The organism is Halomicrococcus gelatinilyticus (assembly GCA_024227995.1).
GTDB classification, from domain to species: domain Archaea; phylum Halobacteriota; class Halobacteria; order Halobacteriales; family Haladaptataceae; genus Halomicrococcus; species Halomicrococcus gelatinilyticus.
Genome location: CP100467.1, coordinates 1 through 23,172 on the forward strand (window position 1 = coordinate 1; position 23,172 = coordinate 23,172).

Genomic DNA, 23,172 nt, shown 5'->3' on the forward strand with positions numbered 1-23,172 from the left:
AGGCGTCAGTTACTCAAAGGAATCGCTGCTGGCGGCACGGCCCTGCTCGCAGGATGCAGTGGTGCCAACAATCAGGACGGCACAACGACCACGACGGGCAACGGCGGTGGCGGTGGAGGCGGTGGCAACAAGACGCCGATAAAGTACATCTATCCCGGCTACTTCAGCGCGGACGCCAAGGACCTGTTGCCGATGTTCAACGAGCAGTCCAACAGCGTCACGGTCAACTCGCAGAAGACGCCGGCCGAATCAGCGTCGACGCGCAAGTACTACGTCAACCAGTTCATCTCCCAGTCGTCGGCGTTCGACGCCGGCAACATGGACGTCGTCTGGCCGGCGGAGTTCGCGAAGAACGGCTGGGCCGCCGAGGTGAACGACCCGCAGGGGCTCACCGACGAGATGTTGAAGACGCCCGTCGACTCCGTCACCATCGATGGGACACTCTACGGGATGCCGATACACACCGACGCGAACGCGCTGTACTACCGCACCGACCTCCTGGAAGACGCTGGCTTCGACGAACCGCCGAAGACGTACATGGAACTCGTCAACATGGCACAGGAGGTGAAGAACAACAGCGACGAGGACCTCAACGGCTACATCTGGCAGGGCGGCGCCAACGAGGGGTTGACCATCATGTGGCTCAACTGGCTGTGGGGGATGGGCGGCGGCGTCCGGAAGGACGGCAATCTCACGGTGAACACCCAGAAGGGCGTCGACGCGCTCTCCCACGCCGTCGACCTCATCCACGAGCACAACGTGACCCCGGAGTCGGTCCCCTCGTCCAGCACCGACCAGAACCGCAAGACGTTCCAGCAGGGGAACACCGTCTTCATGCGCAACTGGCCGTACGCCTACGCGCTGATGAACGAGGACGGGTCGCCCGTCAAGGACAAGTTCGCGGTCGCCCCCATGCCGAAGGCCGAGGGGAACCAGGACGCGAACAACTCCTGTCTCGGCGGCTGGAACGTCTTCATCAGCAAGTTCTCGCAGAACAAGGGCGCAGCCCAGAAGTTCGCCAACTTCATGGCCTCGAAGGAGGCCCAGGAGAACATGGCGCTCGAACACAGTCGCCTGCCGGTCATGCAGGAACTCTACCAGGACGAGTACCTCGACCAGGCCGAGCACCTCGAGGTGTTCAAGAACATCGTCGAGCAGACGAGCGCCCGACCCGCGACGCCGAAGTACTCGACGTTCTCGAACATCGTCTTCACGGAGTGCAACAAGGCGCTGGTCCAGAGCAAGTCGCCGAAGAAGGCGCTCGACGACGCCCAGAGCCAGATCGACAGCCAGGTCAACAACGCGTGACGAACACAGGTGACGCGGTCGCCCGGACCTCGGTCCCGTAGTCCTCTCCTGCCGTTGGGAGACGCGGTGAACGCCAGCGGAGGACGTCAGCGTCGACAGCGACGAACGCGAACACCGGCAACGAACGCGAACACCGACAGCACCGCCGGGGTCGAACGCCAGTCGCCGACGACGGCAGCGGACGACGGTCGTGGGGGATGGGTGCGGACGGGGAGCGCGATGCAGACGGCGAGGTGCGATGCAGACCGCCGACTCTCCTGCGGTGAACGGATACCCCGTCCCAGGATAGCTACTGCGTGACCGGACCGTCCTCGATGGCCTCAACGACGCTCCCGTAGGCCCGCTCCAGGCGGTCGCGTTCGGCGTCCGAGAGCGTCGGGAGCGGCGGCAGCGCGTCGCCGATGTTCGTTCCGTCGACGGCGACGAGGTGTTTGATGGCCGGCGCGCTCGGAACGTCGGCCGTCGCGCTGACCATCGGCGCGACGACGTGTTCCATGAGGCGAGCGACGGCGTCGTGGTCGTCCGCCGCGTGGGCCTCGTAGAGACGCGCCAGGTGTCCCGGGAACACGTTCGCGGGACCGGCGATGATGCCGTCGGCGCCGAGGTCGAGCGACGCGGCGGCGAGCTCCGTCGCGCCCTGGAACACGGCGAACTCGTCGTCGGTCCGCCGTACGAGCCGATGGTGGTACGTGAGGTCGCCGGAGGTGTCCTTGAGGCCGACGACCCCCTCGTGGGCGGCGAGCGTCTCGACGGTGTCGAGTCCGATGGCGTTCCCGGTCAGCGGTGGGATGTTGTACAGGACGAGCGGGAGCGGCGAGCGGTCGGCGACCCTCGTGAAGAAGGCTTCCAGTCCCTCCTGCGTCGTGTTCAGGTAGTACGGTGCGACGACGACGGCGACGTCGGCGTCCGCCGCCGCTGCCGCGCTGGCGTTGTCGACGACGCCCTCGACGCTCGTGTCGCCGCAGCCCGCGAACACGGTGGTGTCATCGTCTGCGGTCCCCGTGACGGTCGCGACCACGGTCCGGTTCTGCTCAGGCGTCAGACTGGAGAACTCGCCGATGGAACTGCCCGGGAAGAGACCGTGCACGCCGGCGTCGAGGAGCGACTCCGTGAACCGTTCGAGCGTGGGCACGTCTACGTCCCCGCTCCCGCCGACGGTAGGCGTCGCCATGGGAACGACTGTCCCCGAAAGGTGCATGCCTCTCATCTCGGTCAGCACCCGTTTATAATTTGGGATGCGGTAGCACACAGCGAATCGGCCCGTTACCGGGACGGATTCGACCGGAGTCGAAGGCGTCGTGATAGCTGTACGCAATGTGGTATCGCGGCACAACACTTATCGGGCGGATGGCCGACCACTACACCATGAGCCTGGACGTAGCCAGCCGTCTCGACAAGCAGATGCGCATCGATGGCGAATGGGTCGACGGCGACGACCGGACGGACGTCGTCCATCCGTACGACGGGTCGACCGTCGGGTCCGTGCCGCTAGCGAACGCTGAACAGGTCGTCGAGGCCGTCGAGGCCGCCGACCGCGCGTACGTGGAGTCGGACCTCTCGGCCTACGAGCGGTACGAACTGCTCTCAGCCGCCGCGGACGCCCTCGAAGACCGCGCCGATGAGGTGGCGCGGGTCGTCACGAGCGAGCAGGGCAAGCCCATCGGCGAGGCGCGGACGGAGGTCGACCGCGCCGTCCAGACGCTGCAGCTCTCCGGCGAGGAGGCAAAGCGGATGTTCGGCGAGTACGTCCCGATGGACGCCCAGAAGGGGTTCGCAAAGGACCACTGTTTCACGCAGCGCGAGCCGCTCGGCGTCGTCGGCGCGATCACGCCGTTCAACTTCCCGCTGAACCTCATGGTCCACAAGGTCGGCCCCGCGCTCGCCGCCGGCAACGCCGTCGTCGGCAAGCCCGCGACGAACACGCCGCTGAGCGCCATCCTGCTCTTCGAGTGCCTGGTCGACGCCGCCGCGGAGGTCGACGCGCCGGACGGCCTCGTGAACGTCGTGACGGGGAGCGGGTCGACCGCCGGCGACGTCCTCCTCGACCACGAGGCCGTCGAGGTCATCTCGTTCACGGGGTCGACGGACGTCGGCAAGTACCTCGCGAACAACAGCGGTATGACGGAGCTCACGCTCGAGCTCGGCGGCAACGACCCGACCATCGTCTGGGACGACACCGACGTCGAGGAAGTCGCGGAGCGGGTCGTCGGCGGGGCGTGTTCGAACGCCGGCCAGGTCTGCAACAGCGTCGAACGCGTCCTGGTCCACGAGACGATCGAAGACGAACTCGTCGACGCGATGGTCGACGCCGCGGAGTCGCTGACCGTCGGCGACCCCTTCGACGAGGCGACGGACGTGGCCGCGATGGTCGACGACGACCAGTTCGAGACCGTCGTCGACCTGTTCGAGGCGACCGTCGACCGGGGCGCGACCGTCGAGTGTGGCGGGAGCTACGGCGGCGACCTCGGCGAGCGCGTCTTCGAACCGACCGTCCTCTCCGACGTGACGCCCGACATGCCCGCGGCGCGCGAGGAGACGTTCGGCCCGCTCGTGCCCGTCATCTCGGTGAGCGACTTCGACGAGGCAATCGAGGAGGCCAACAACACCAACTACGGCCTCGAAGCCGGCCTGTTCACCCAGGACATGGACCGCGCGAAGCGCGCCGCCGACGAGATCGACGCCGGCGGCGTCAACGTCAACACCGTCTCCGGCTTCCGCGCCGACCACATGCCATACGGCGGGTTCAAGGACTCCGGCGTCGGCAAGGAGGGCATCAAGTACGCGCTCGACCACTTCTCGCGCGAGAAGCTCGTCGGGTTCCACCAGGGGTTCAACGCCTGACAGCTGGCGCGTGTGCTCCTGCCGCAGTCGTCGGTCACGGGTTACTCGACGGCGACCCAGGTGCGGTCGGCCGCCGCCTCGTAGACGGCTTCCATCGTCATCACGTCCACGAGCCCGTGCTCGCCGTCGGGAAGAATCTCGGCGTCGCCGCGGACGCGGTCGGCGAAGTAGTCGAACTCCTCGCGCATCTGGTCGACCCGCGAGAGTTCGACGGACGCCCGGCCGTCGCCGCGGGAGACGTGAAGCTCGCGCGTCTGGTCCTGGAAGAACGCGGGTTCGACGCGCACCTGTCCCTCGGTGCCGGTGACCGTGATGGCGCTGGACTGGCGGGCGTTGTGGCTGGCGTAGCAGGAGGCGGACACGTCGTCGGGGAACTCCAGGGTGAACGACACCGTCTCGTCGACGTCGTCGAAGGCGTCGTGCGTGCTCGTCGTCCGTCCCGAGACGGCGACCGGGTCCGCGTCCAGGAGGAACCGTGCCGTGTTGAGCGGGTAGATGCCGATGTCGAACAGCGCGCCGCCGCCCGCGAGTTCCTCGTCGAGCCGCCACTGGTCGGGGTCCGGGTTGACGCGGTCGAGCAGGCGCTGGGACATGTCCCCCCTGACCTCCATCGGTTCGCCGACGTAGCCCGCTTCGAGGAGCTGGCGCGCCCGCCGGACCGCGGGTTCGGTGTGCATCCGGTAGGCGATCATCAGGTCGACGCCGGCCGATTCGCACGTCTCGACGAGCGCGCGGGCGCGGGCGCTGTCGCGCTCCATCGGCTTCTCGCAGAGGACGTCCTTCCCGTAGGTCGCCGCCGTCTCCGCGTGGTCGAGGTGGAGCGCGTTGGGCGTGCAGACGTAGACGGCGTCGTACTCCTCGCGGGCCGCCCCGTCGTGGAACTCGTCGTACGTGACGCCGTCGGCCGCGCCGTCCGTCTCCCTCGCAACGCGCTCGGCCTTCTCGCTCGTGCTGCTCACCATCACCGTGGGCTCACAGCGGTCGCTCGCCTCCAGGGCGGGCAGGGCGCGCCCCCTCGTGAACCAGCCGAGCCCGACCACCGCGAACCTGACCGGTGGCGTCGACTCCGGGTCGACCGTCTCCCAGTCGCGCGCACAGCTCTCGTCGAAGAGCGAGTCGAGATCCATACCCTGCTACACTGTGGCATGCGTATTAAACGCACCCCCGACTCGTCCCTCGTGGTCGAAATCGGTGCTTGACGCCCACAGTGGTGCTCGCCGGGGCGCTCAGAACCCCTCCAGTACCTCGGTACCGTGGACCATCGATTCGAGCGGGGACACCGGCTCGTCGTGTTCGTAGATGGCCCACTCGACGTCGTTGCGCCGGACCGCCGCCGCGCACGCTTCGACGTCGAGCACGCCGTCGCCGACCTCGGTGGGCGTCCTCGTCTGGTCGGCATCCGAGACGTGGACGAGCGGGATACGGTCGTGCCAGCGGTCCAGGAACCGGACGGGGTCGGCCCCCGCCGCCGCGGCCCAGCCCAGGTCGACCTCCAGTTCCAGCGGTTCGCCCGACGCGGCGGCGAACCGGTCGAATGCGGGGCGGCCGCCGACGTCACGGAACTCGTGGACGTGGTTGTGGTACCCTAGTGCTGCGCCGTGGTCCGACACCCGCTCCGCGAGTGACGTGAGCCGATGTGCCGTCTCCTCGATGGCGTCCTCGTTCTCGAAGTGGTCCTCGTCCAGCCACGGAATCACGAGTCGGTCACAGCCGAGCGTCCGGTAGAACGAGACGGTCTCTCCGGGGTCGTCGTTCAGTTCGTCGAACGCGACGTGTGCGGCGACCGACTCCATCCCCGTCTCGTCGAGCGCCTCGACGACGGCCCCGGTGTCGGCGTCACGGATCCGGGTCGCGTACTCGACGGCTTCGAATCCCGCTTCGCTCGCGGCGACGATCAGGTCTTCGAGCGGTCGTTCGACCGTTCGCAGGGAGTACAGCTGGATCGCGTGTCGTGTCATGGTCGTACTCGTCGGGCCAGTGACGAAGGCGTTGCTGTCGCGGGAGGGGTCTCCAATCGTGCCTGTACCCTGTCCGGTGATGAGTCCGGGGTGACAAGATTAAACTATATAGTAGTGACTCGTCTATAATGTAGTCCTTACGCTCATATATCTCTTTGCATTGCTCCATCGCTGGTTCGCCGTGCGAATCTCGGTCGGCGGGGCGAGAAGCGTCCCGACCTCCCACCGCTCGCAGTGCCGTAGACGCGTTCCGCTCCTCGGCGTCACCGGAACTCCGACGCGACTCGTGAGGTTCGTCCGTCGACGCCAGTCTTCGAGAAGAGTCGGGGGAACTCAGTCCCCGTCCTGGACGGGGGACGAACTGCTGGCGTGTTCGGTCGGCGACCGCTTCCAGCAGTGGACGACCTGCGTCTCGGAGAACGTCTGCTCCTCGACTGGTTCGGCGCACGCTTCCTCGGCGACCGGACACCGCGTGCGGAACTTGCAGCCCGACGGCGGATCGATCGGCGACGGTACGTCGCCCTCGAGGACCGCTCGTTCGCCCCGGTCGTCGAGGTCAGTCGACGGGATGGCCTTCAGCAGGGCGTCGGTGTAGGGGTGCTGGTGGTGTTCGAAGATCTCCTCCGTCGTCCCGCGCTCCATTATCTCGCCGAGGTACATCACCGCGACCCGGTCGCAGAAGTAGCGCACGACGGACAGGTCGTGGGTGATGAAGAGGAACGTGAGCCCGAACTCGTCCTGAAGCTCGTCGAGCAGGTTCAGGATCTGCGCCTGGACGGAGACGTCGAGCGCCGACGTCGGCTCGTCGGCGACGACGAACTCCGGTTCGACGGCGAGCGCCCGGGCGATGGCGACGCGCTGTTGCTGCCCGCCGGAGAACTCGTGCGGGAACCGGTCGAGCTGGTCGGCGGAGAGGCCGACCCGCTCGATGAGTTCCTCGACGCGCCGGTTCCGTTCCGCACGGGAGTCGCCGATGTCGTGCACCTCCAGCGGACGACGGACGATGTCCCGTATCCGACGGCGCGGGTTCAGGCTAGCGCTCGGGTCCTGGAAGATGACCTGGATCTCCTTACGGAGTTCCCGCATCCGCGTCTTCGACGCATCGTCGATCCGTTCCCCGTCGTACCACACTTCCCCGTCCGTCGGTTCGAGGAGTCCAAGGATGGTCTCGCCGAGGGTCGACTTGCCACAGCCGGACTCGCCGACGAGGCCGAGCGTCTCGCCCGGTGCGATGCTGAGGTCGACGCCGTCGACCGCACGCACCCACTGCTCCTCGCGGGAGAGCAACCGGCTGAGGAGCCCCGATTCGACCGGGAAGTGTTTGGCGACGTCGCGCGTCTCGACGAGCGGGTCGTCGGTCATCGGTCACCTCCGTCGGTCACGGCCCGTCCGTCCGGGTCGTCCTGACCCTCGTTCCACGGGAGGTCAGACGAGTCGCGATGGAGGATGCACCGTGCCTCGTGTCCCGGAGCGGGTTCGTACTGGTCGGGGACGCCCTCCTCGCACGCGTCGTGGGCGTGGGGACAGCGCGGTGCGAAGTGGCAGGCGTCGGGCATGTCGATCAGGTCCGGAACGTTCCCCTCGATGGCCTGGAGACGCTCCTCGCCCTGCCGGACGTCCGGGATCGCCCCGAGCAGACGGCGCGTGTACGGATGAGCGGGGTCGCGGAACACGTCCTCGACGGTCCCTTTCTCGACGATCTGGCCGGCGTACATCACCGCGACCCGGTCGCACGTCTCGACGACGACGCCGAGGTCGTGGGTGATGAGGAGCACGCCCATCTCCCGCTCGGCCTGGAGCTGGTCGAGTCGTTCGAGAATCTGTGCCTCGATGGTCACGTCGAGCGCGGTCGTCGGCTCGTCGGCGATGAGCAGGTCCGGTTCGCAGGCGAGCGCCATCGCGATCATGGCCCGCTGCTGCATCCCGCCGGAGAACTGGTGGGGGTACTCGGTGGCCCGCTGTTCGGGTTCCGGGATTCCGACCTGCCGCATCATCTCGACGGCGTGCTCCCACGACTCCGGATACCGCTTCCGCGTACTCCGTCGCGGGACGAAGTTCCCGAGCAGGCTCTCCTCGAGCCAGTCGATCCCCTCGTCCTCGAAGAGCCCGTGGGCCCGTGCGGCCTCGGCGATCTGCTCGCCGACGGTCAACACCGGGTTGAGACTCTCCATCGGGTCCTGGAACACCATCCCGATATCGTTGCCGCGGATCTCCTGGAGCCGGCTTTCGGACGCCGCGCGGAGGTCCTCGCCGTCGAACTCGACCGTTCCGTCGGTGACGTGTCCCGGCGAGTCGACGAGTCCGAGCAGCGAGAGTGCGGTGACCGATTTGCCGCTGCCGGACTCGCCGACGATGCCGACCGTCTCGCCCGGTTCGATGCTGAGGTCGACGCCGTCGACAGCCTGGACGACGCCGTCGTCTGTCCGGAACTCCGTCGAGAGCCCGGTCACGTCGAGCAGCGTCATCAGATGCTCCCCCCGGACTCGGTGTCGTTCTGCGGGTCCAGCGTGTCACGGAGCCCATCCCCGAGGAAGTTGAACCCGAGGATGGTTATCATGATGGACAGCCCCGGGAAGACGGCAGTCCACGGTGCGGACTGCATGAAGTTCCGGGAGTCCGACAGCATCCGTCCCCACGACGGTGCCGGCGGCGGGGTACCCAGTCCCAGGAAGGACAGGGCACTCTCGGCCAGGATGGCGAACGCGAGGCTCACCGTCGCCTGGACGATGATCGGCGCGACGACGTTCGGGAGGATGTCGCGCACGATGATGTTCCGGTTGGTGTCGCCGATCGCCCGGGCCGCGTCGACGAACGTCTCCTCGCGGACCGAGAGCACCCCGGACCGCGTCACTCGGGCGAACACCGGCGTGTACGTGATACCGATCGCCAGCATCACGTTCACCATCGACTGGCCCAGGATGGCGACCATCGCGATGGCGAGCAGGATGGCCGGGAACGAGAACACGACGTCCATGCCTCGCATGATCAGTTCGTCGGTGTAGCCGCTGTAGAACCCGGCCACGAGCCCGAGAGGGACGCCGGCGGCCATCGCCACGCCGACGGCGATGATGCCGACCTTCAGACTCAGCTGGGCACCGTACAGCACGCGGGATAAGATGTCCCGGCCCAGCTGGTCGGTTCCCATCGGATGTTCGAGACTGGGGGCGAGCAACTGTTCCTCCGCGATGTTCTGCGCCGTCGGGTCGTAGGGTGCGATGACCGGTGCGAAGACCGCCACGACGATGACGACCGCGGTGATGAGCAGACCGACCATCGCGAGGCGGCTCTCGGTGAACACCCGTCGTGCGGTCTCCATCGCGGCAGCGCCCGGGAGCGGGCGTCCGTCGGCGGTCCGATCTGCCGTGTCCGTGTTAGACTCAGTCATACTTGATCCGTGGGTCGAGATACGCGTACACGAGGTCCGTCGCGAGGTTCACGACCGCGAACAGGAACGCGATGACCAGCAGCGACGCCTGCAGGACGCGGTACTCGCGGGTCGTGATCGCCGTCAGGGTCAGCCGGCCGAGCCCGGGGATGGCGAATATCTGCTCGACGATGACGACGCCGCCGAGCAGGTACCCGAAGTTCAGCCCGATGACCGTGACGGTCGGGATGAGGGCGTTCTTGACCGCGTGTTTGTTCGTGATGAGCGCCCGGGTCAATCCCTTCGCACGGGCGGTCTTGATGTACTCCTCGGAGAACACCTCCAGCAGCGACGAGCGCATCATCCGCATGACGACCGCGCTGATCGCCGTCCCGACCGTCAACGCCGGAAGGACGAGATGTCTGATCCCCGCGACGGGGTCGTCCAGCGGGCTGACGAACCCCGACGACGGGAACAGTCCGAGGTAGAGCGAGAACACCATGATCAACACCAGCCCGAGGAAGAAGTTCGGGATCGAGAGGCCGAGGAACGCGAGGAACGTCGCGACGTAGTCCTCGGGTTCGTAGTGGTGCACGGCGCTGACGATGCCCGCCGGGATGCCGATGAGGACGCTCACGAGCGCGCCCGCCGTCGCCACCCAGATGGTGACCGGCAGGCTCGTCGCCAGTAGCTGGGAGATGTCCCGCTCCGTCCGGATCGACTGGCCGAAGTCGAACTCGAAGACGATGCCCGACATCCAGTCGAGGTACTGGACGTACAGCGGCCTGTTCAGGCCGTACTGGGCCCGGAGTTGCGACACCAGTTCCTGGTTCGCTCGTGTCCCGAACGCGGCCTCGACCGGCCCGCCAGGCAGGAGGTGCAGCGCACCGAACGAGATGACGCTCACCCCGAAGAGGATCGGGACGATGAGGAGGACGCGCTTGAGGACGTATGCTCCGTATCCCATTACTTGTCGAGCCAGACGTCCTTGAACCGGGGCGTTCCCGTCGAGATGTGGGTGAAGTTCTTGACGCTGTTCCGCCACGCGGCGAGTTCGTCGTTGAACTCGAGGAACGTGTACGGCACCTCCCGGGAGATGATGTCGATGGCGTCGTCGTAGTGCTGGGCTCGCTTCTCGCGGTTCCCGGCGGCCCGTCGACCCTTCTCGAGCAGTTCGTCGACCTCGTCGTTCGAGTAGTTGGACTGGTTGAACGTCTCGCCGGAGTGGAACTGCAGGTACATCATGTCGTCCGGGTCGACGAAGCCGGACCAGCCGACGATGGCCAGGTCGTAGGCGCCGTCGTTGAGGTTGTCGATCATCGTCCCGAAGTCGCTGGGTTTGACGGTCGCCTCGATACCGACCTCGCTCAACTGCTGCTGGACGATCTCCGCGATGTTGACCTGTGCGGGATACTGCTGGCCGACCTGGATGGTCAACTCTTCACCGCCGTACTTGGACTCCTTGCGCAGTTCCCGGGCTTTCTCCTTGTCCTGAGAGTACGGGTCCTCGACGGAGATCAGGTCCTTCCAGACGGACGACGGCGGGATCGGGTCCTGCGTGGGCGTCGCGTAGTCGAACCTGGCGCCCTTGACCACGGCCTCGCGGTTCACCGCCCACGAGATAGCCTGTCGGAGCTTCACGTCGTCCAGTGGCGCTTTCGTCGTGTTGTGGCCGATGTAGTCGTAGAAGGTCCCCGGGATGTTCGAGAGCGTGACCGACTGGCTCCCCTCGAGCGTACTCGCCTGCGAGGGCGGGACGGTGACGGCCCAGTCGATGCTCCCCGACTTGAGGTTCGTGAGCCTGGCCTGTCCCTCCGGGATGATCTTGAACTCGACCTCGTCGACGTACGGCAGTGCGTTCCCTTCCTCGTCCGTCTCCCAGTAGTCCTCGAAGGCGGTCACGTTCGTTCGCGCCTGGGCGACGTTCTCGTCGAACACGAACGGGCCGGTCCCGACCGGCTGTTTGGAGATGTCGTAGTCGGACGCGGCGGCGGCGCCCTCCGGCAGGATGTATCCGCCCGAGGAGAGCTTGTACAGGAACGGGGCGTACGGCTCGTCGAACTCGAAGACGACGGTGTAGTCACCGTCGGCGGACACGTTCGCGATCGGCGTGAAGTTCGACCGCCACGGCGAGCCGGTCTCCTCGTCGAGGAGTCGCTCGAAGGAGTACACCACGTCCGCTGCGGTCAGTTCGCGGCTCACCGGCGGGTGGAACTGGACGCCCTCCTCAAGCTGGAACGTCCACGTCAGGTCGTCCTCGCTGACCGACCAGTCCTTCGCGAGCTGGCCGACCGGTTTCAGGTCCTCGTCGATGGCGACCAGCTTCTGGTAGACGTTCTCGAGGACGCGGAGCGACGCGGCTGCCTGCACCTTGTGCGGGTCCCGGCCGTCGAGCCCCGACTGCATACCGGCGATCAACTTCCCGCCCTGCTGGGACTGGGCAGGCGCTCCCGTCGTGCCGTCGGTTCCGTCGTCGGTCCCGTCGGAATCGCCTCCGTTCCCACCGTCGTCACTCGAACACCCTGCGAGCCCGGCGGCAGCTGCGGCACCCGAGGCCGCGAGGAACTGTCGCCGCGGAAGTTTCTGCTCAGATGTGTCCTTATCCCGCTCGTTGGTACGACGCATACAAGGACCAATCTCAACCACGAGAGTTAAATATTCCGGAAATGTGCAAAATTGTATGTCGAATCAAAACTGTGCTGCCAGTTTTACATTCTGAAACCAAATGCTTGTCCATCAATTTCTAACAGACTAATATATATTCGAATTATGGCTGACGGAATGACATGCCATCACACTCCACTGGTCCATAATCCCTAATTGCCGGGAAAGAGCCGTTCTCACACCCGCCCAACCGCTGCCACATATGTGAATGGCGTACAGCCAGTTCGTTTCATCGTAGGTGGGGAAAGGCAGACCACGTCCGGCGGTTTTTGTCCCACTTCGGCGGACCATGGCGGTGAAATCGGGGGAGACGGTCCAGCACCCGTTTACGAAATGCAAACAACAATATGTCCCCGATAGCAACGAGGGGTATGGATGACCAGTCCGAGACTGGGTCACCACGCACGCTGAAGACCGTGGCTCGAGCCATCGATATCATCCAGGCGCTGGAAGAACTGGGTGGCGCGGGCATAACCGAACTGGCAGACACCCTCGGGCTGTCGAAAAGTTCCACGTACAACTATCTGGGCACCCTCCAGGAGAACCGACTCGTCGTGCGCGACGGTGACACGTATCGGCTCTCGTACCAGTTCTTGCACATCGGCCGGTCGGTCCGGGACCGGGCAACGATCTACCAGCACGGCCGCGAGGAGCTGGCCCGGCTGGCCCACGACACCGGACGCTACGTCCACCTCGCGACGGAGGAGCACGGGCTCGCCGTGGACCTGTACAAGGTGAAAGGCGAGGAGGCCATCGGAAGCAGATATCAGTTGAGCAAACTCCAGCGACCGGATTACCTGCACTTCTCGGCCACCGGGAAAGCGATACTCGCCCACCTGCCCGAATCCCGCGTCGACTGGATCGTCGACGAGTACGGACTCACGCGGCGAACTGCGAACACGATCACCGACCGCGCTGCACTCGCCGAGGAACTCGAACGAACGCGAGAGCGCGGCTACTCGATCAACAGGGAGGAGGAGATCGAGGGGATACGGGCCGTCGGCGCTCCGATCCTCGGTCAGGATGACGACGTCCTCGGTTCGATCAGCGTCTCCGGGCCGGCCCATCGCATGCAGGACGACGGGTATCGGGCGGAGTTGGTCGATGCGGTCACCGATACCGCGAACGTCATCGAGGTGAACATCAACACCGCGGACGCTGACGTCGACGGATTCCCGGACTTCCGGGGCTGACGACCGAACGGAACCGGTGGCGTCGAGGCCAGTTACCTGGCGTATTTGACCCTACCAAAAATCCCATGAGACGGTACCGCGAATGGAGTCACATCAGGTGATTGCGTGACCCAGAAACGCGAATACAAACAGGACTATCCGGAGAAGACGCTGTACATCCCGGGGCCGACCGAGGTACGCGAGGACGTCATCGAGGCCATGTGCGAGCCGATGTTCGGCCACCGCATGGACCAGATGACGGACCTGTACACGACCATCGTCGAGGACACGAAGGAGTTCCTCGACACGGACAACGACGTCGTCGTCCTCACCGGCTCGGGGACCGAGTTCATGGAGAGTTCGATCCTCAACCTCGTCGACGAGGACGTCCTCTGTACGACCTGCGGCAGCTTCAGCGAGCGGCAGGCCAACGTCGCCGAACGGCTCGGCAAGAGCGTCGACACGCTCGAGTACGAGTGGGGCCAGGCGGTCAAGCCCGAAGACGTGCGCGAGAAGCTCGAACGGAGCGAGACGGATTACGACGTCGTCACGTGCGTGATGAACGAGAGTTCGACCGGCGTCCGGAACCCCATCGAGGAGATCGGTGACGTCGTCGCCGAGTATCCGGACACGCTCTTCGTCGTCGACGCCGTCTCGGCGCTCGGTGGCGACTACGTCGACATCGACGAACACGACATCGACGTCATCTTCACGTCGGTGCAGAAGGCGTTCGCCATGCCCCCTGGACTGGCGGTGTGCGTCGTCAGCGACGACGCGTACGAGCGCGAGGTCGCGTCGGAGTCGGCGTCGTGGTACGGCGGCTTCCAGCGTTCGCTCGACTACTACGACCGGAAGGGCCAGACCCACTCCACGCCCGCTATCCCCGTGATGCTGGCGTACCGCGAGCAGATGAAGCACATGCTCGAGGAGGGCCACCAGTCGCGCAACGAGCGCCACCGGAAGATGGCCGAGTACACCCGCGAGTGGGCCCGGGAACACTTCGACGTCTTCGCCGAGGCGGGCTACGAGTCACAGACGGTGAGCTGTATCGAGAACACGCAGGACATCGACGTCGCCGCGACCATCGAGGCGGTCTCGGAGGAGTACGACATGGTCTTCTCGAACGGCTACGGGTCGACGCTCGGCGAACGGACGTTCCGCATCGGCCACATGGGCGAGCACACCGTCGAGAGCATCGAGGCCCTGACCAACGCCATCGAGGACGCCGCGGACCTGTAACCGGCGCTCGATACTCCGAGGGAGAGTGGACTCCCGGGTCGGACCGTCACTCGTTCCGCGGTCAGACGACACCGGAGACAGGCTCTCCGACTCCGGCGGACGCACGCCTCGTTCTCCGGTGGAAGCCGGCGTCGAGCCGTGGACCGCGTCCGGGAGGATGGGAAGGTTGAAGGCGATGACGACGAAGGGTCGGAACCAGGGGAGACCGGGGACAATCGACAGATGGTTCGCGCATTCATTCGAAACCTATACAGCGGTCCGCTCGCACCCCAGCTTCGTCGGTTCGTGGTCGTCGGTACCTTCACTGCTGGCGTCCAGATGCTGCTGTTGTGGGCGTTCGTCGACGCGGCCAGCGTCCACTACCTCCTCGGAGCCTTTACAGCCATCGAGATCACGATCGTCCTCTCGTACGTTCTCAACAACGCCTGGACCTTCCGGGCCGTCCAGAACACCGGCACCGTCGGCTATCTCGTCGGCCTGCTCAAGACGAACGTCGTTCGTGGGACGGCGATGCCGATCCAGCTCTCCGTCCTGTTCTCCCTCGTGGAGTGGGGGAACGTCTCGTACCTGGTGGCGAACGCGATCGCCATCGGCGTCAGCGGCCTCTACCGGTTCGTCCTCGACCTGCGATGGACCTGGGGACAGTGAACCCGGGCTATTCTACGATCATCGAAATCCACGGTGGCAATCGTCGAACTCCCGTGCGGCGAAAAAACATGATTTAAGCAGGTGAAGTGCAGCGGTTGAGGTGGATTGACTACCCACGACATGTCTGGGAAATACGACCTCATCATCGTCGGCGGTGGCATCAGCGGTGCGTCGCTCCTCTACACGACCGCGAAGTTCACCGACATCGAATCGATCGCCTTGCTCGAGAAGGAATCCGAGATCGCTGCGATCAACTCGGACCACACGAACAACTCACAGACGCTCCACTTCGGAGACATCGAGACCAACTACACGCTCGAGAAGGCCGAGAAGGTCAAGGAAGGCGCGGAGATGCTCGCAGGGTACCTCGAGAACCACGACGCCGACCGGGAGATGCACTCCAAGCGGAGCAAGATGGTGCTCGCCGTCGGCGACGACGAAGTCCAGAAGCTCGAGGACCGGTACCACGAGGAGGGCTTCGGCGACCTGTATCCGAAGCTCCGTCCGATCGAGCGCGACGAGATCGCGGAACTCGAACCGAAGGTCGTCGAGGGTCGCGACCCCTCGAAGGACCTGCTGGCGCTCCAGACGCCGGACGGGTACGTCGTCGACTACGGCGCCACCGCGAAGTCGATGGTCGAGCAGGCGAAGGAGGAGGCCAGCGTGGACGTCTACACGGGGACGGAGGTCGAGGACATCACCGAGACCCTGGACGGCTACACCATCGGCACCTCCGGCGGTCGCTTCGACTGCGACGTCGCCGTCGTCGCCGCGGGGTCGCACAGCCTCCAGATCGCGAAAGAGCTGGGCTACGGCGAGGACATGGTCCTGCTCCCCATCGCGGGGAGCTTCTTCCTCGCGGACGACTTCCTGAACGGGAAGGTGTACACGCTCCAGATGAAGAAGCTGCCGTTCGCCGCGGTCCACGGGGACGCGGACGTGCACGACGGTTCCATCACGCGGTTCGGTCCGACGGCGAAGCTCGTCCCGACGCTCGAACGCGGCCGGTTCTCCACCATCGGGGACTTCCTCGACGTGTTCGGGCTGAACCTCGCCTCGTTCCTCAGCTACGGGAACATCCTGGCCGACCGCATCCTCCTCCCGTACGTCCTCAAGAACCTCGTGTACGACCTCCCCGAGGTTGGAACCAAGGCGTTCCTCCCGCACGTCCAGAAGGTCGTTCCGAGCGCCACCCTCGACGACATCGAGCGTGCCGAGGGCTACGGCGGCGTCCGCCCGCAGATCGTCGACACCGCGAACAAGTCACTCGACATGGGCGAGGCGAAACTCGTCGGCGACGACATCATCTTCAACATCACCCCGTCGCCGGGCGCCTCGACGAGCCTCAAGAACGCGATGCAGGACACGGAGACGCTCGTCGAGTTCTTCGACGAGGACTACTCGTTCGACGAGGAGGCGTTCCGCGAGGACACCATCGGCCAGTTCCCGCGCGCCGAAGACGACGTCGACCCCGACCCCGTTCCGGCCGACGACGACTGACGTCGTCATCCCGGGTAGCCGCTTCTGGGGACGTTTCTCGACGGCCGTAACGGACTTCGACGGGCGAACGCAGACCGTTCCCGGATTTCTAGATGAACCGGTTCTTCACGGTTCTGACTGACTGGTTAGTCAAAACCCTTTTACTGACCGGTCAGTAAGTTCAGACAACGAATGGACACGGAGACTTCTGCCGAGATCATGGAGGCAACCGGTCGCGCTCTCTGTGAACACGGCTATGCGGATCTCACGATGAAACGGATCGCCGAGAAGTCGTCGATGACGACCTCGGCCATCCACTACCACTTCGACACGAAGGAGGAGCTGCTGAACGCGTTCCTCGACGACCTGATCGAGCGGTTCGAGGAGCAGTTGGCGTGCGACGCCAGCGACCCGCGCGAACGGCTCCGTGCATTCCTCGACGCGATATTCACGCCCTCGGAGGAAGGCCGCGACGACTTCCCCGTCGCGTTCATGGAACTGAAGGCGCAAGCGCCGTACCATCCACCGTTCAGGGAGCGGTTCCGCGACCTCGACGACGCGATGCGGTCCGTCGTCGCCGGGACGGTGCGCGACGGCATCGACGCCGGCCACTTCGACGAGTCCGATCCGGAGACGGTCGCCCGCCTCGTCACCACCATAATCAACGGCGGTCACGTCCGCGACGTCGCGCTCGGCGAGGACCCCGCGGACACGCGCGAGGTCGTCGAAGCGTACCTCGGGATGCAGCTCGGATGGACGCCGGAGGTCGAGGCGTGAGTCTCTTCAAGGGCCAGGAGGAGCTCGACCTCACGGAGGGTGGTATCGTCAAGCCACTCGTCTTCCTCTCGCTCCCCATCGTCATCACGAACCTGATGCAGACGGCGTACAACCTGGCGGACACGTTCTGGCTCGGCCAGTACTCGACGGACGCGCTGGCGGCCATCTCCTTCGCCTTCCCGATGGTGTTCCTGCTCATCTCGCTGGGGATGGGGCTGTCGGTCGCGGGGAGCGTGCTCGTCGCACAGCACACCGGCGCCGGCGAGACGGAGCAGGCAGAGTACGCCGCCTCGCAGACGGTCACGTTCGCGTTCCTCGGTTCGGTCGTCCTCGGGGCCGCTGGCTATCCGTTCGTCGGTCCCTTCCTCGACTTCCTCGGAGCGTCGCCGGACGTGCTTCCGGGCGCGACGGCCTACATGCAGGTGGTCGCGCTCGGTCTCCCCTTCATGTTCGGCTTCTTCGTGTTCATCTCGCTGATGCGGGGCGCGGGCGACACCATCACGCCGATGCTCGTCATGTTCGGGACGGTCGTCGTCAACGTGATCCTCGACCCGTTCCTCATCAACGGCTGGACCGTCGTGACGAACGCGCCGCTCGTGGGGACCGTCTCGTTCCCCGAGATGGGCATCGAGGGGGCGGCCGTGGCGACGGTCTTCTCCCGCACCCTCGCGATGATCGTCGGGCTCGTCATCATGGAGTCCGGGCGGCGGGGGATCCAGATCCACCTCTCGGACATGAAACCCGACTTCCAGTACCTCCGGAAGATCCTCCAGATCGGCGTGCCGGCGAGCATCGAGGGCACCGGCCGCGCCCTCTCGATCAACGCCCTGTTGCTCGTCGTCGGCCTGTTCTCGAAGGAGGTCGTCGCGGCGTTCGGCATCGGGACCCGCGTCTTCTCGGTCATCTTCCTGCCCGCCATCGCCGTCGCACGGGGGGTCGAGACGATGTCCGGCCAGAACATCGGCGCCGGGAAGTACGACCGCGCCGAGCGGGCGAACTACGTCGCCGCCAGGGGGCTGTTCGTCATCCTCGCCCTCGTCGGCGTCCTCATCTTCCTCGTCCCGACGCCCATCGTCAGCGTGTTCACCGACGACGCGACCGTGCTCGCGGAGGGCGCCACGTTCCTCCGGTACGTCGCGCTCTCGTTCGGCTTCATCGGCATCATGCGAGCGTTCACCGGCGGGTTCCGTGGCGCAGGGAAGACGCTCGTCGCCGCAGCGATCTCCATCCTCACGCTCGGGGGCATCCGTCTCCCGGTCGCGTACGTCGCCTCGCAGTTCCGGCTCCCGGTCCCCTACGCCCAGTCGGTCCACGGAGTGCGCGGCATCTGGGTCGCGTTCTTCGTCTCGAACGTCGCCGGCGCTGCCATCGCCTGGCTGTGGTTCCGCCGGGGGACCTGGCGCGAAGGGGACGTTCGTGGCACCGCCACCGGACACGAGGTCGAGACGGACGAGATGGACGCCGCTGCAGGCGACGACTGATTCCTGACGTGTCGTTTCCTCGAAGCAGGTATCGCTCCACCCCCGTTCGCGGATTCGACACTCGCTGACGGGACGAATCCAGAGCCGAGCCTCTCGCGTCGCTCGCCGGAAGCCGTGTTCACGCGCCCTTGATGAGGTGGGTGATGCCGACGGACTCGGCGACGACCCAGCCGACGAACAGCACGTAGGCGAGCAACAGCAGGTACGCCTCGACGTCGGTGATCCAGAGGTCGGTGCGGAGGAACGCGAAGAGCAGGACGGTCGCGAGGGTCAGGACGCCGAACATCGGCACTGCCACGGCGAAGTCGACCGGGACGGTGCCGACGATGAGCACCCCGATCGGGATGGCGACGAGGAGGTCGAACGTGTTCGACCCGAGGACGTTCCCGAGACTCGTGATGCCCTTGTCGGCCCGGGCCGACCGAACGCTCACCAGCATGTCCGGGAGGCTCGTCGCCGCCGCGACGACGGTGACGCCCGCGAGGAACTCCGGGACGCCGAAGGTGTGACCGAGCGACTCGACGCTCCCGACGAGCTGTTCGACGGCGACGAGGATGACGACGAGACCGACGGCGAGCCGACCCCACTCGCGTCCGACGGCGATGCCGCCGACGTCGTCGGTGGCTTCGTGGTCGCTGACGTCCTGCCACTGGATGAAGAGGTACAGGCCGTACAGGAGGATCGGGAGCATCGCCAGCGGACGGGTGAGCTGCCCGGTGAGCGCGCGACCGTCGGGGACGGGAACGTAGATGACGGCGAGGGCGAAGGTCACGACCAGCGCGGAGACGGCGATCATGTAGAACTGCGCCTCCTTGTAGACGATCGTCCGGTTCGTCTCCAGGTGCCCGTCCGAGACGATGCCGGACAGCGCCGGGATGACGAGGATGTTGAAGATCGCAGAGCCGACGATCGCGCCGACGCCCATGTCGAAGGTGCCGGCGAGCGCCGTGAACACGACGCTCGACAGTTCGGGGAAGCTCGACCCGACGGCGACCACGATCGACCCCTGGACGACCGCCGGGAGACCGTAGAACGCCGAGAGATGTTCGGCCGACTCTTCGAGCCAGCCGCTGCCGAACCAGATGAACCCCGTCGCCGCGACGATGACGAGGACGTTGATGACCGGCGTGTCCGGAAGAAGACCACTCAGGACCATCGTGCGGACCATGGAAGGAGGGACGGTTAACTGTAGGTGCTTCTCGACCGGTACCGAACGCTCCTCCCTCGGTGACAGACTATTGCGGGAAAGCCAAAGCGTATGTCCTTTGGTCACCCCTCCAGAAACGGGATGACTGATGTGAGCGTCATCGGCTGCGGGAACATGGGCGGTGCCCTGCTACAAGGGCTCGCAGAGGTAGAGAAGTACACGCTGACGGCATGCGACCTGGACCCGGACGCGCTCGAAGCCGTGTCGGCGTACAGTTCGGAGACGACGTCGGACATCGACGTCGCGGCGGACGCGGAGATCGTGGTCGTCGCGGTGAAACCCGACGTCATCGAGGCCGTCCTCGAAGAACTCGAACTGTCTCCGAACCAGACGCTGGTCTCGATCGCGGCCGGCGTTCCGACCGACCTCATCGAGAAGTACACGGACGCGACCGTCGTTCGGGTCATGCCGAACCTGGCGGCGGAGACGGGGAACATGGCAGCAGCAGTGACGGCGGCTACCGTCACCGACGACGTGCGGGCCCTCCTCGACGAGGTCGGCGAGTACGTCGAGATCGACGAGGCGCAGATGGACGCCGCGACAGCCGTCAACGGGAGCGGGCCGGCCTTCGTGTTCTACCTCCTCGACGCGATGACGCAGGGCGGCGTCGAGGGCGGACTCGCGGAAGACGACGCCAGGACGCTCGCCGCACAGACGTTCAAGGGAGCTGCCGAGACGGTGCTGCGCTCCGAGGAGTCCATCGACGACCTGATCGACGCGGTCTGTTCGCCGAACGGAACGACCATCGAAGGGATGAACGTCCTGTGGGACAGTGATGCGGACGAAGCGGTCGTCGACGCGGTGCTCGCAGCCGAACGGCGCTCGACGGAACTCTCGGGGGGAGGCGACGATGAGTGACGCAGTGGAACTCGACGAGATCGAACGGACGAGACGGCTCGCGGCCGACGCCGAGCGCGTGATCGTCAAGGCGGGAACCAACTCGCTCACCGACGCGGAGTCGAACCTCGACGACGAAAAACTCGACAAGCTCGTCGACGACATCGCGGACCTCCACGAGCGGGACAAGGACGTGATACTCGTCTCCTCGGGTGCGGTCGGCGCGGGGAAGGGTCTCGTCGACTACACGGGCGAGACCGTCGAGGAGTCGCAGGCGCTGTCGACCGTCGGTCAGAGTCAGCTCATGCGGCGGTACACGGAGAGCTTCGAACGCTACGACCGCCAGATAGCACAGATCCTGCTGACCCAGCACGACCTCGAGAACCCACGACGGTTCACGAACTTCCGGAACACGATCGAGACGCTACTGGAGTGGGACATCGTCCCGGTGATCAACGAGAACGACGCCGTGGCGACCCAGGAGATCCGGATCGGCGACAACGACATGCTCTCGTCGTCGGTCGCGGTCGGCATCGACGTCGACCTGCTGGTCACGCTGACGGACGTCGGCGGCGTCTACACCGGCAACCCGAAGGAGGACTCCGCGGCAGAGCTGATAGAGGCGGTCGGTCGCAACTACGACGAGGTGCAGTCCATCGTCGACGGGAGTTCGTCCGCCGAGTTCGGCGGCATCCAGACGAAGGTCCAGGGGGCACGCGACGCCAGCGAACACGGTATCCCGGCTATCATCGCGAAGTCGACCGAGGAGAACGTCCTCGGGAGAATCGCTGCTGCCAAGCCGGTGGGAACAGTATTCGTCCCTATCAACGGGGAACAACGATGACCGAGAAAACGGCCGAGACCAAAGTCGAACAAGCACAGAACGCAGCACTCGACCTCGCGAAGCTGTCCGACGACGAGCGACGCGAGGGACTGCTGTCGATCGCAGACGCGATCGACGAACGCCACGAGGAGATTCTCGACGCGAACGAGAAAGACGTCGCAGCGGGCCAGCGCATGCTCGAGGAAGGCGAGTACAGTCAGGCGCTCGTCGACCGACTGAAGCTCTCCGAGTCGAAACTCGAGAGCATCACCGAGATGGTCAGGAGCGTCGCGGACCAGGCGGACCCGCTCGAGAAGACCCTGGCCGCGCGGCGACTCGACGAGGGCCTGGAACTGTACAAGGTCGCCGTACCGATCGGCGTCGTCGGGACCGTCTTCGAGTCCCGTCCCGATGCACTCGTCCAGATCGCCGCGCTCAGTCTGAAGTCCGGCAACGCCGTCATCCTGAAAGGTGGCAGCGAGGCGAGCCACTCCAACCGCGTGCTCTACGAGATCATCCGGGAGGCCACCGCCGACCTGCCCGACGGCTGGGCACAGCTGATCGAAGCCCGCGAGGACGTCGACGCCCTGCTGGAGATGGACGACTCCATCGACCTCCTCATGCCGCGGGGCAGCTCCGCGTTCGTCCAGTACGTCCAGGACAACACGAGCATCCCCGTCCTCGGCCACACCGAGGGCATCTGTCACGTCTACGTCGACGATGCCGCCGACCTCGAGATGGCGGCCGACGTCGCCTACGACGCGAAGGTGCAGTACCCCGCCGTCTGCAACGCCGTCGAGACGCTGCTGGTCCACGAGGACGTCGCCGAGGAGTTCCTGCCCGGGATGGTGGAGCGCTACGAGGACGCCGGCGTCGAACTCCGCGGTGGCGACGGCGTCCGGGAGGTCGTCACGATGGACGCAGCGACCGAGGGCGACTGGTCGACCGAGTACGGCGACCTCGTCCTCTCGGTCAAGCTCGTCGACTCGCTGGACGCGGCCATCGACCACGTCACCACGTACGGCTCGAAGCACACGGAGTCGATCGTCACGGAGGACGACGACCGTGCGAGTCGCTTCATGCGGAGCCTCGATTCCGCGAGCGTGTTCCACAACGCCTCGACGCGCTTCGCCGACGGCTACCGCTTCGGCCTCGGCGCCGAGGTCGGCATCAGCACCGGCAAGATCCACGCCCGCGGTCCGGTCGGTCTCGAAGGGCTGACGACCTACAAGTACCACCTCGAGGGCGACGGACACCTCGTCGCGACGTACGCCGGCGAGGACGCGACGCCGTTCCGCCACGAGGAGATGGCTGCCGACTGGACTCCCGGGGAGCGTTCCGACGAGTAACTCGAGTTCACCGCACACGTCACGG

Annotated in this window: 20 protein-coding genes; 11 read left to right on the forward strand and 9 right to left on the reverse strand. The window is 65.7% G+C overall.

The genetic code is table 11. From position 1 onward, the window contains the following. Window positions 1-192: 192 nt before the first annotated feature. Window positions 193-1,308, forward strand: a complete 1,116-nt coding sequence (locus NKT36_RS17265) for an ABC transporter substrate-binding protein (RefSeq protein WP_327053980.1) — start codon at window positions 193-195, stop codon at window positions 1,306-1,308. Window positions 1,309-1,597: 289 nt separating this feature from the next. Here the strand turns inward: NKT36_RS17265 and NKT36_RS17270 are convergent, their stop codons facing one another. Continuing rightward, complete coding sequence (locus NKT36_RS17270) at window positions 1,598-2,515, reverse strand: dihydrodipicolinate synthase family protein (RefSeq protein WP_327053981.1); 918 nt, start codon at window positions 2,513-2,515, stop codon at window positions 1,598-1,600. 158 nt (window positions 2,516-2,673) lie between these two features. Between NKT36_RS17270 and NKT36_RS17275 the strand changes: the two genes are divergently transcribed. Then, window positions 2,674-4,149: an aldehyde dehydrogenase family protein gene (locus tag NKT36_RS17275; protein ID WP_327053982.1), complete on the forward strand. Its 1,476-nt coding sequence runs from the start codon at window positions 2,674-2,676 to the stop codon at window positions 4,147-4,149. Window positions 4,150-4,190: 41 nt separating this feature from the next. On the opposite strand, the gene gfo6 is transcribed toward NKT36_RS17275, so the two are convergent. From gfo6 to NKT36_RS17310, 7 genes are all read right to left on the reverse strand, one after another. Beyond that, on the reverse strand, window positions 4,191-5,276 hold the full coding sequence (gfo6, locus tag NKT36_RS17280; protein ID WP_327053983.1) for a D-xylose 1-dehydrogenase Gfo6: 1,086 nt from the start codon (window positions 5,274-5,276) through the stop codon (window positions 4,191-4,193). 99 nt (window positions 5,277-5,375) lie between these two features. Next, on the reverse strand, window positions 5,376-6,107 hold the full coding sequence (locus NKT36_RS17285; protein WP_327053984.1) for a sugar phosphate isomerase/epimerase family protein: 732 nt from the start codon (window positions 6,105-6,107) through the stop codon (window positions 5,376-5,378). A gap of 333 nt (window positions 6,108-6,440) precedes the next feature. Continuing rightward, on the reverse strand, window positions 6,441-7,469 hold the full coding sequence (locus tag NKT36_RS17290; RefSeq protein WP_327053985.1) for an ABC transporter ATP-binding protein: 1,029 nt from the start codon (window positions 7,467-7,469) through the stop codon (window positions 6,441-6,443). After that, a complete protein-coding gene (locus tag NKT36_RS17295; protein WP_327053986.1) occupies window positions 7,466-8,572 on the reverse strand; it encodes an ABC transporter ATP-binding protein in 1,107 nt (368 codons plus the stop codon). Before NKT36_RS17295 ends, NKT36_RS17290 begins: the two co-directional genes overlap by 4 nt. Continuing rightward, window positions 8,572-9,492 (reverse strand): ABC transporter permease, encoded by a 921-nt coding sequence (locus tag NKT36_RS17300; RefSeq protein ID WP_327053987.1) that lies wholly within the window; start codon window positions 9,490-9,492, stop codon window positions 8,572-8,574. The genes NKT36_RS17295 and NKT36_RS17300 overlap by 1 nt, the downstream gene beginning before the upstream one ends. Continuing rightward, complete coding sequence (locus tag NKT36_RS17305) at window positions 9,485-10,438, reverse strand: ABC transporter permease (protein ID WP_327053988.1); 954 nt, start codon at window positions 10,436-10,438, stop codon at window positions 9,485-9,487. The genes NKT36_RS17300 and NKT36_RS17305 overlap by 8 nt, the downstream gene beginning before the upstream one ends. Further along, on the reverse strand, window positions 10,438-11,877 hold the full coding sequence (locus tag NKT36_RS17310) for an ABC transporter substrate-binding protein (RefSeq protein ID WP_327053989.1): 1,440 nt from the start codon (window positions 11,875-11,877) through the stop codon (window positions 10,438-10,440). Before NKT36_RS17310 ends, NKT36_RS17305 begins: the two co-directional genes overlap by 1 nt. 629 nt (window positions 11,878-12,506) lie before the next feature. Between NKT36_RS17310 and NKT36_RS17315 the strand changes: the two genes are divergently transcribed. From NKT36_RS17315 to NKT36_RS17340, 6 genes are all read left to right on the forward strand, one after another. Then, window positions 12,507-13,328 (forward strand): IclR family transcriptional regulator, encoded by an 822-nt coding sequence (locus tag NKT36_RS17315; RefSeq protein ID WP_327053990.1) that lies wholly within the window; start codon window positions 12,507-12,509, stop codon window positions 13,326-13,328. 105 nt (window positions 13,329-13,433) lie between these two features. Then, entirely contained in the window at window positions 13,434-14,546 is a 1,113-nt protein-coding gene (locus NKT36_RS17320) for a pyridoxal-phosphate-dependent aminotransferase family protein (protein WP_327053991.1), read from the forward strand. 222 nt (window positions 14,547-14,768) lie between these two features. Next, entirely contained in the window at window positions 14,769-15,194 is a 426-nt protein-coding gene (locus tag NKT36_RS17325; protein ID WP_327053992.1) for a GtrA family protein, read from the forward strand. A gap of 120 nt (window positions 15,195-15,314) precedes the next feature. Then, the gene (locus NKT36_RS17330; RefSeq protein ID WP_327053993.1) at window positions 15,315-16,694 is read left to right on the forward strand and encodes an FAD-dependent oxidoreductase; all 1,380 of its coding nucleotides are present in this window, start codon (window positions 15,315-15,317) and stop codon (window positions 16,692-16,694) included. Between the two features lie 171 nt (window positions 16,695-16,865). After that, window positions 16,866-17,450, forward strand: coding sequence for a TetR/AcrR family transcriptional regulator (locus tag NKT36_RS17335; protein ID WP_327053994.1), 585 nt, complete (start codon window positions 16,866-16,868; stop codon window positions 17,448-17,450). Continuing rightward, window positions 17,447-18,931, forward strand: coding sequence for an MATE family efflux transporter (locus NKT36_RS17340; protein WP_327053995.1), 1,485 nt, complete (start codon window positions 17,447-17,449; stop codon window positions 18,929-18,931). Before NKT36_RS17335 ends, NKT36_RS17340 begins: the two co-directional genes overlap by 4 nt. A 118-nt stretch (window positions 18,932-19,049) precedes the next feature. Here the strand turns inward: NKT36_RS17340 and NKT36_RS17345 are convergent, their stop codons facing one another. Then, window positions 19,050-20,087 carry a sodium:calcium antiporter gene (locus NKT36_RS17345; RefSeq protein ID WP_327053996.1) on the reverse strand — a complete coding sequence of 346 codons (1,038 nt, stop codon included), beginning with the start codon at window positions 20,085-20,087 and terminating at the stop codon, window positions 19,050-19,052. 132 nt (window positions 20,088-20,219) lie between these two features. Here NKT36_RS17345 and proC point away from each other — a divergent pair, with 132 nt between their 5' ends. Genes proC through NKT36_RS17360 form a run of 3 tightly spaced genes read left to right on the forward strand, consistent with a single transcriptional unit; the run spans window position 20,220 to window position 23,147 of the window. Beyond that, window positions 20,220-20,996 carry a pyrroline-5-carboxylate reductase gene (proC, locus tag NKT36_RS17350; RefSeq protein WP_327053997.1) on the forward strand — a complete coding sequence of 259 codons (777 nt, stop codon included), beginning with the start codon at window positions 20,220-20,222 and terminating at the stop codon, window positions 20,994-20,996. Beyond that, on the forward strand, window positions 20,989-21,819 hold the full coding sequence (gene proB / locus NKT36_RS17355; RefSeq protein ID WP_327053998.1) for a glutamate 5-kinase: 831 nt from the start codon (window positions 20,989-20,991) through the stop codon (window positions 21,817-21,819). Before proC ends, proB begins: the two co-directional genes overlap by 8 nt. After that, window positions 21,816-23,147 (forward strand): glutamate-5-semialdehyde dehydrogenase, encoded by a 1,332-nt coding sequence (locus NKT36_RS17360; RefSeq protein WP_327053999.1) that lies wholly within the window; start codon window positions 21,816-21,818, stop codon window positions 23,145-23,147. The genes proB and NKT36_RS17360 overlap by 4 nt, the downstream gene beginning before the upstream one ends. Window positions 23,148-23,172: the final 25 nt, after the last annotated feature.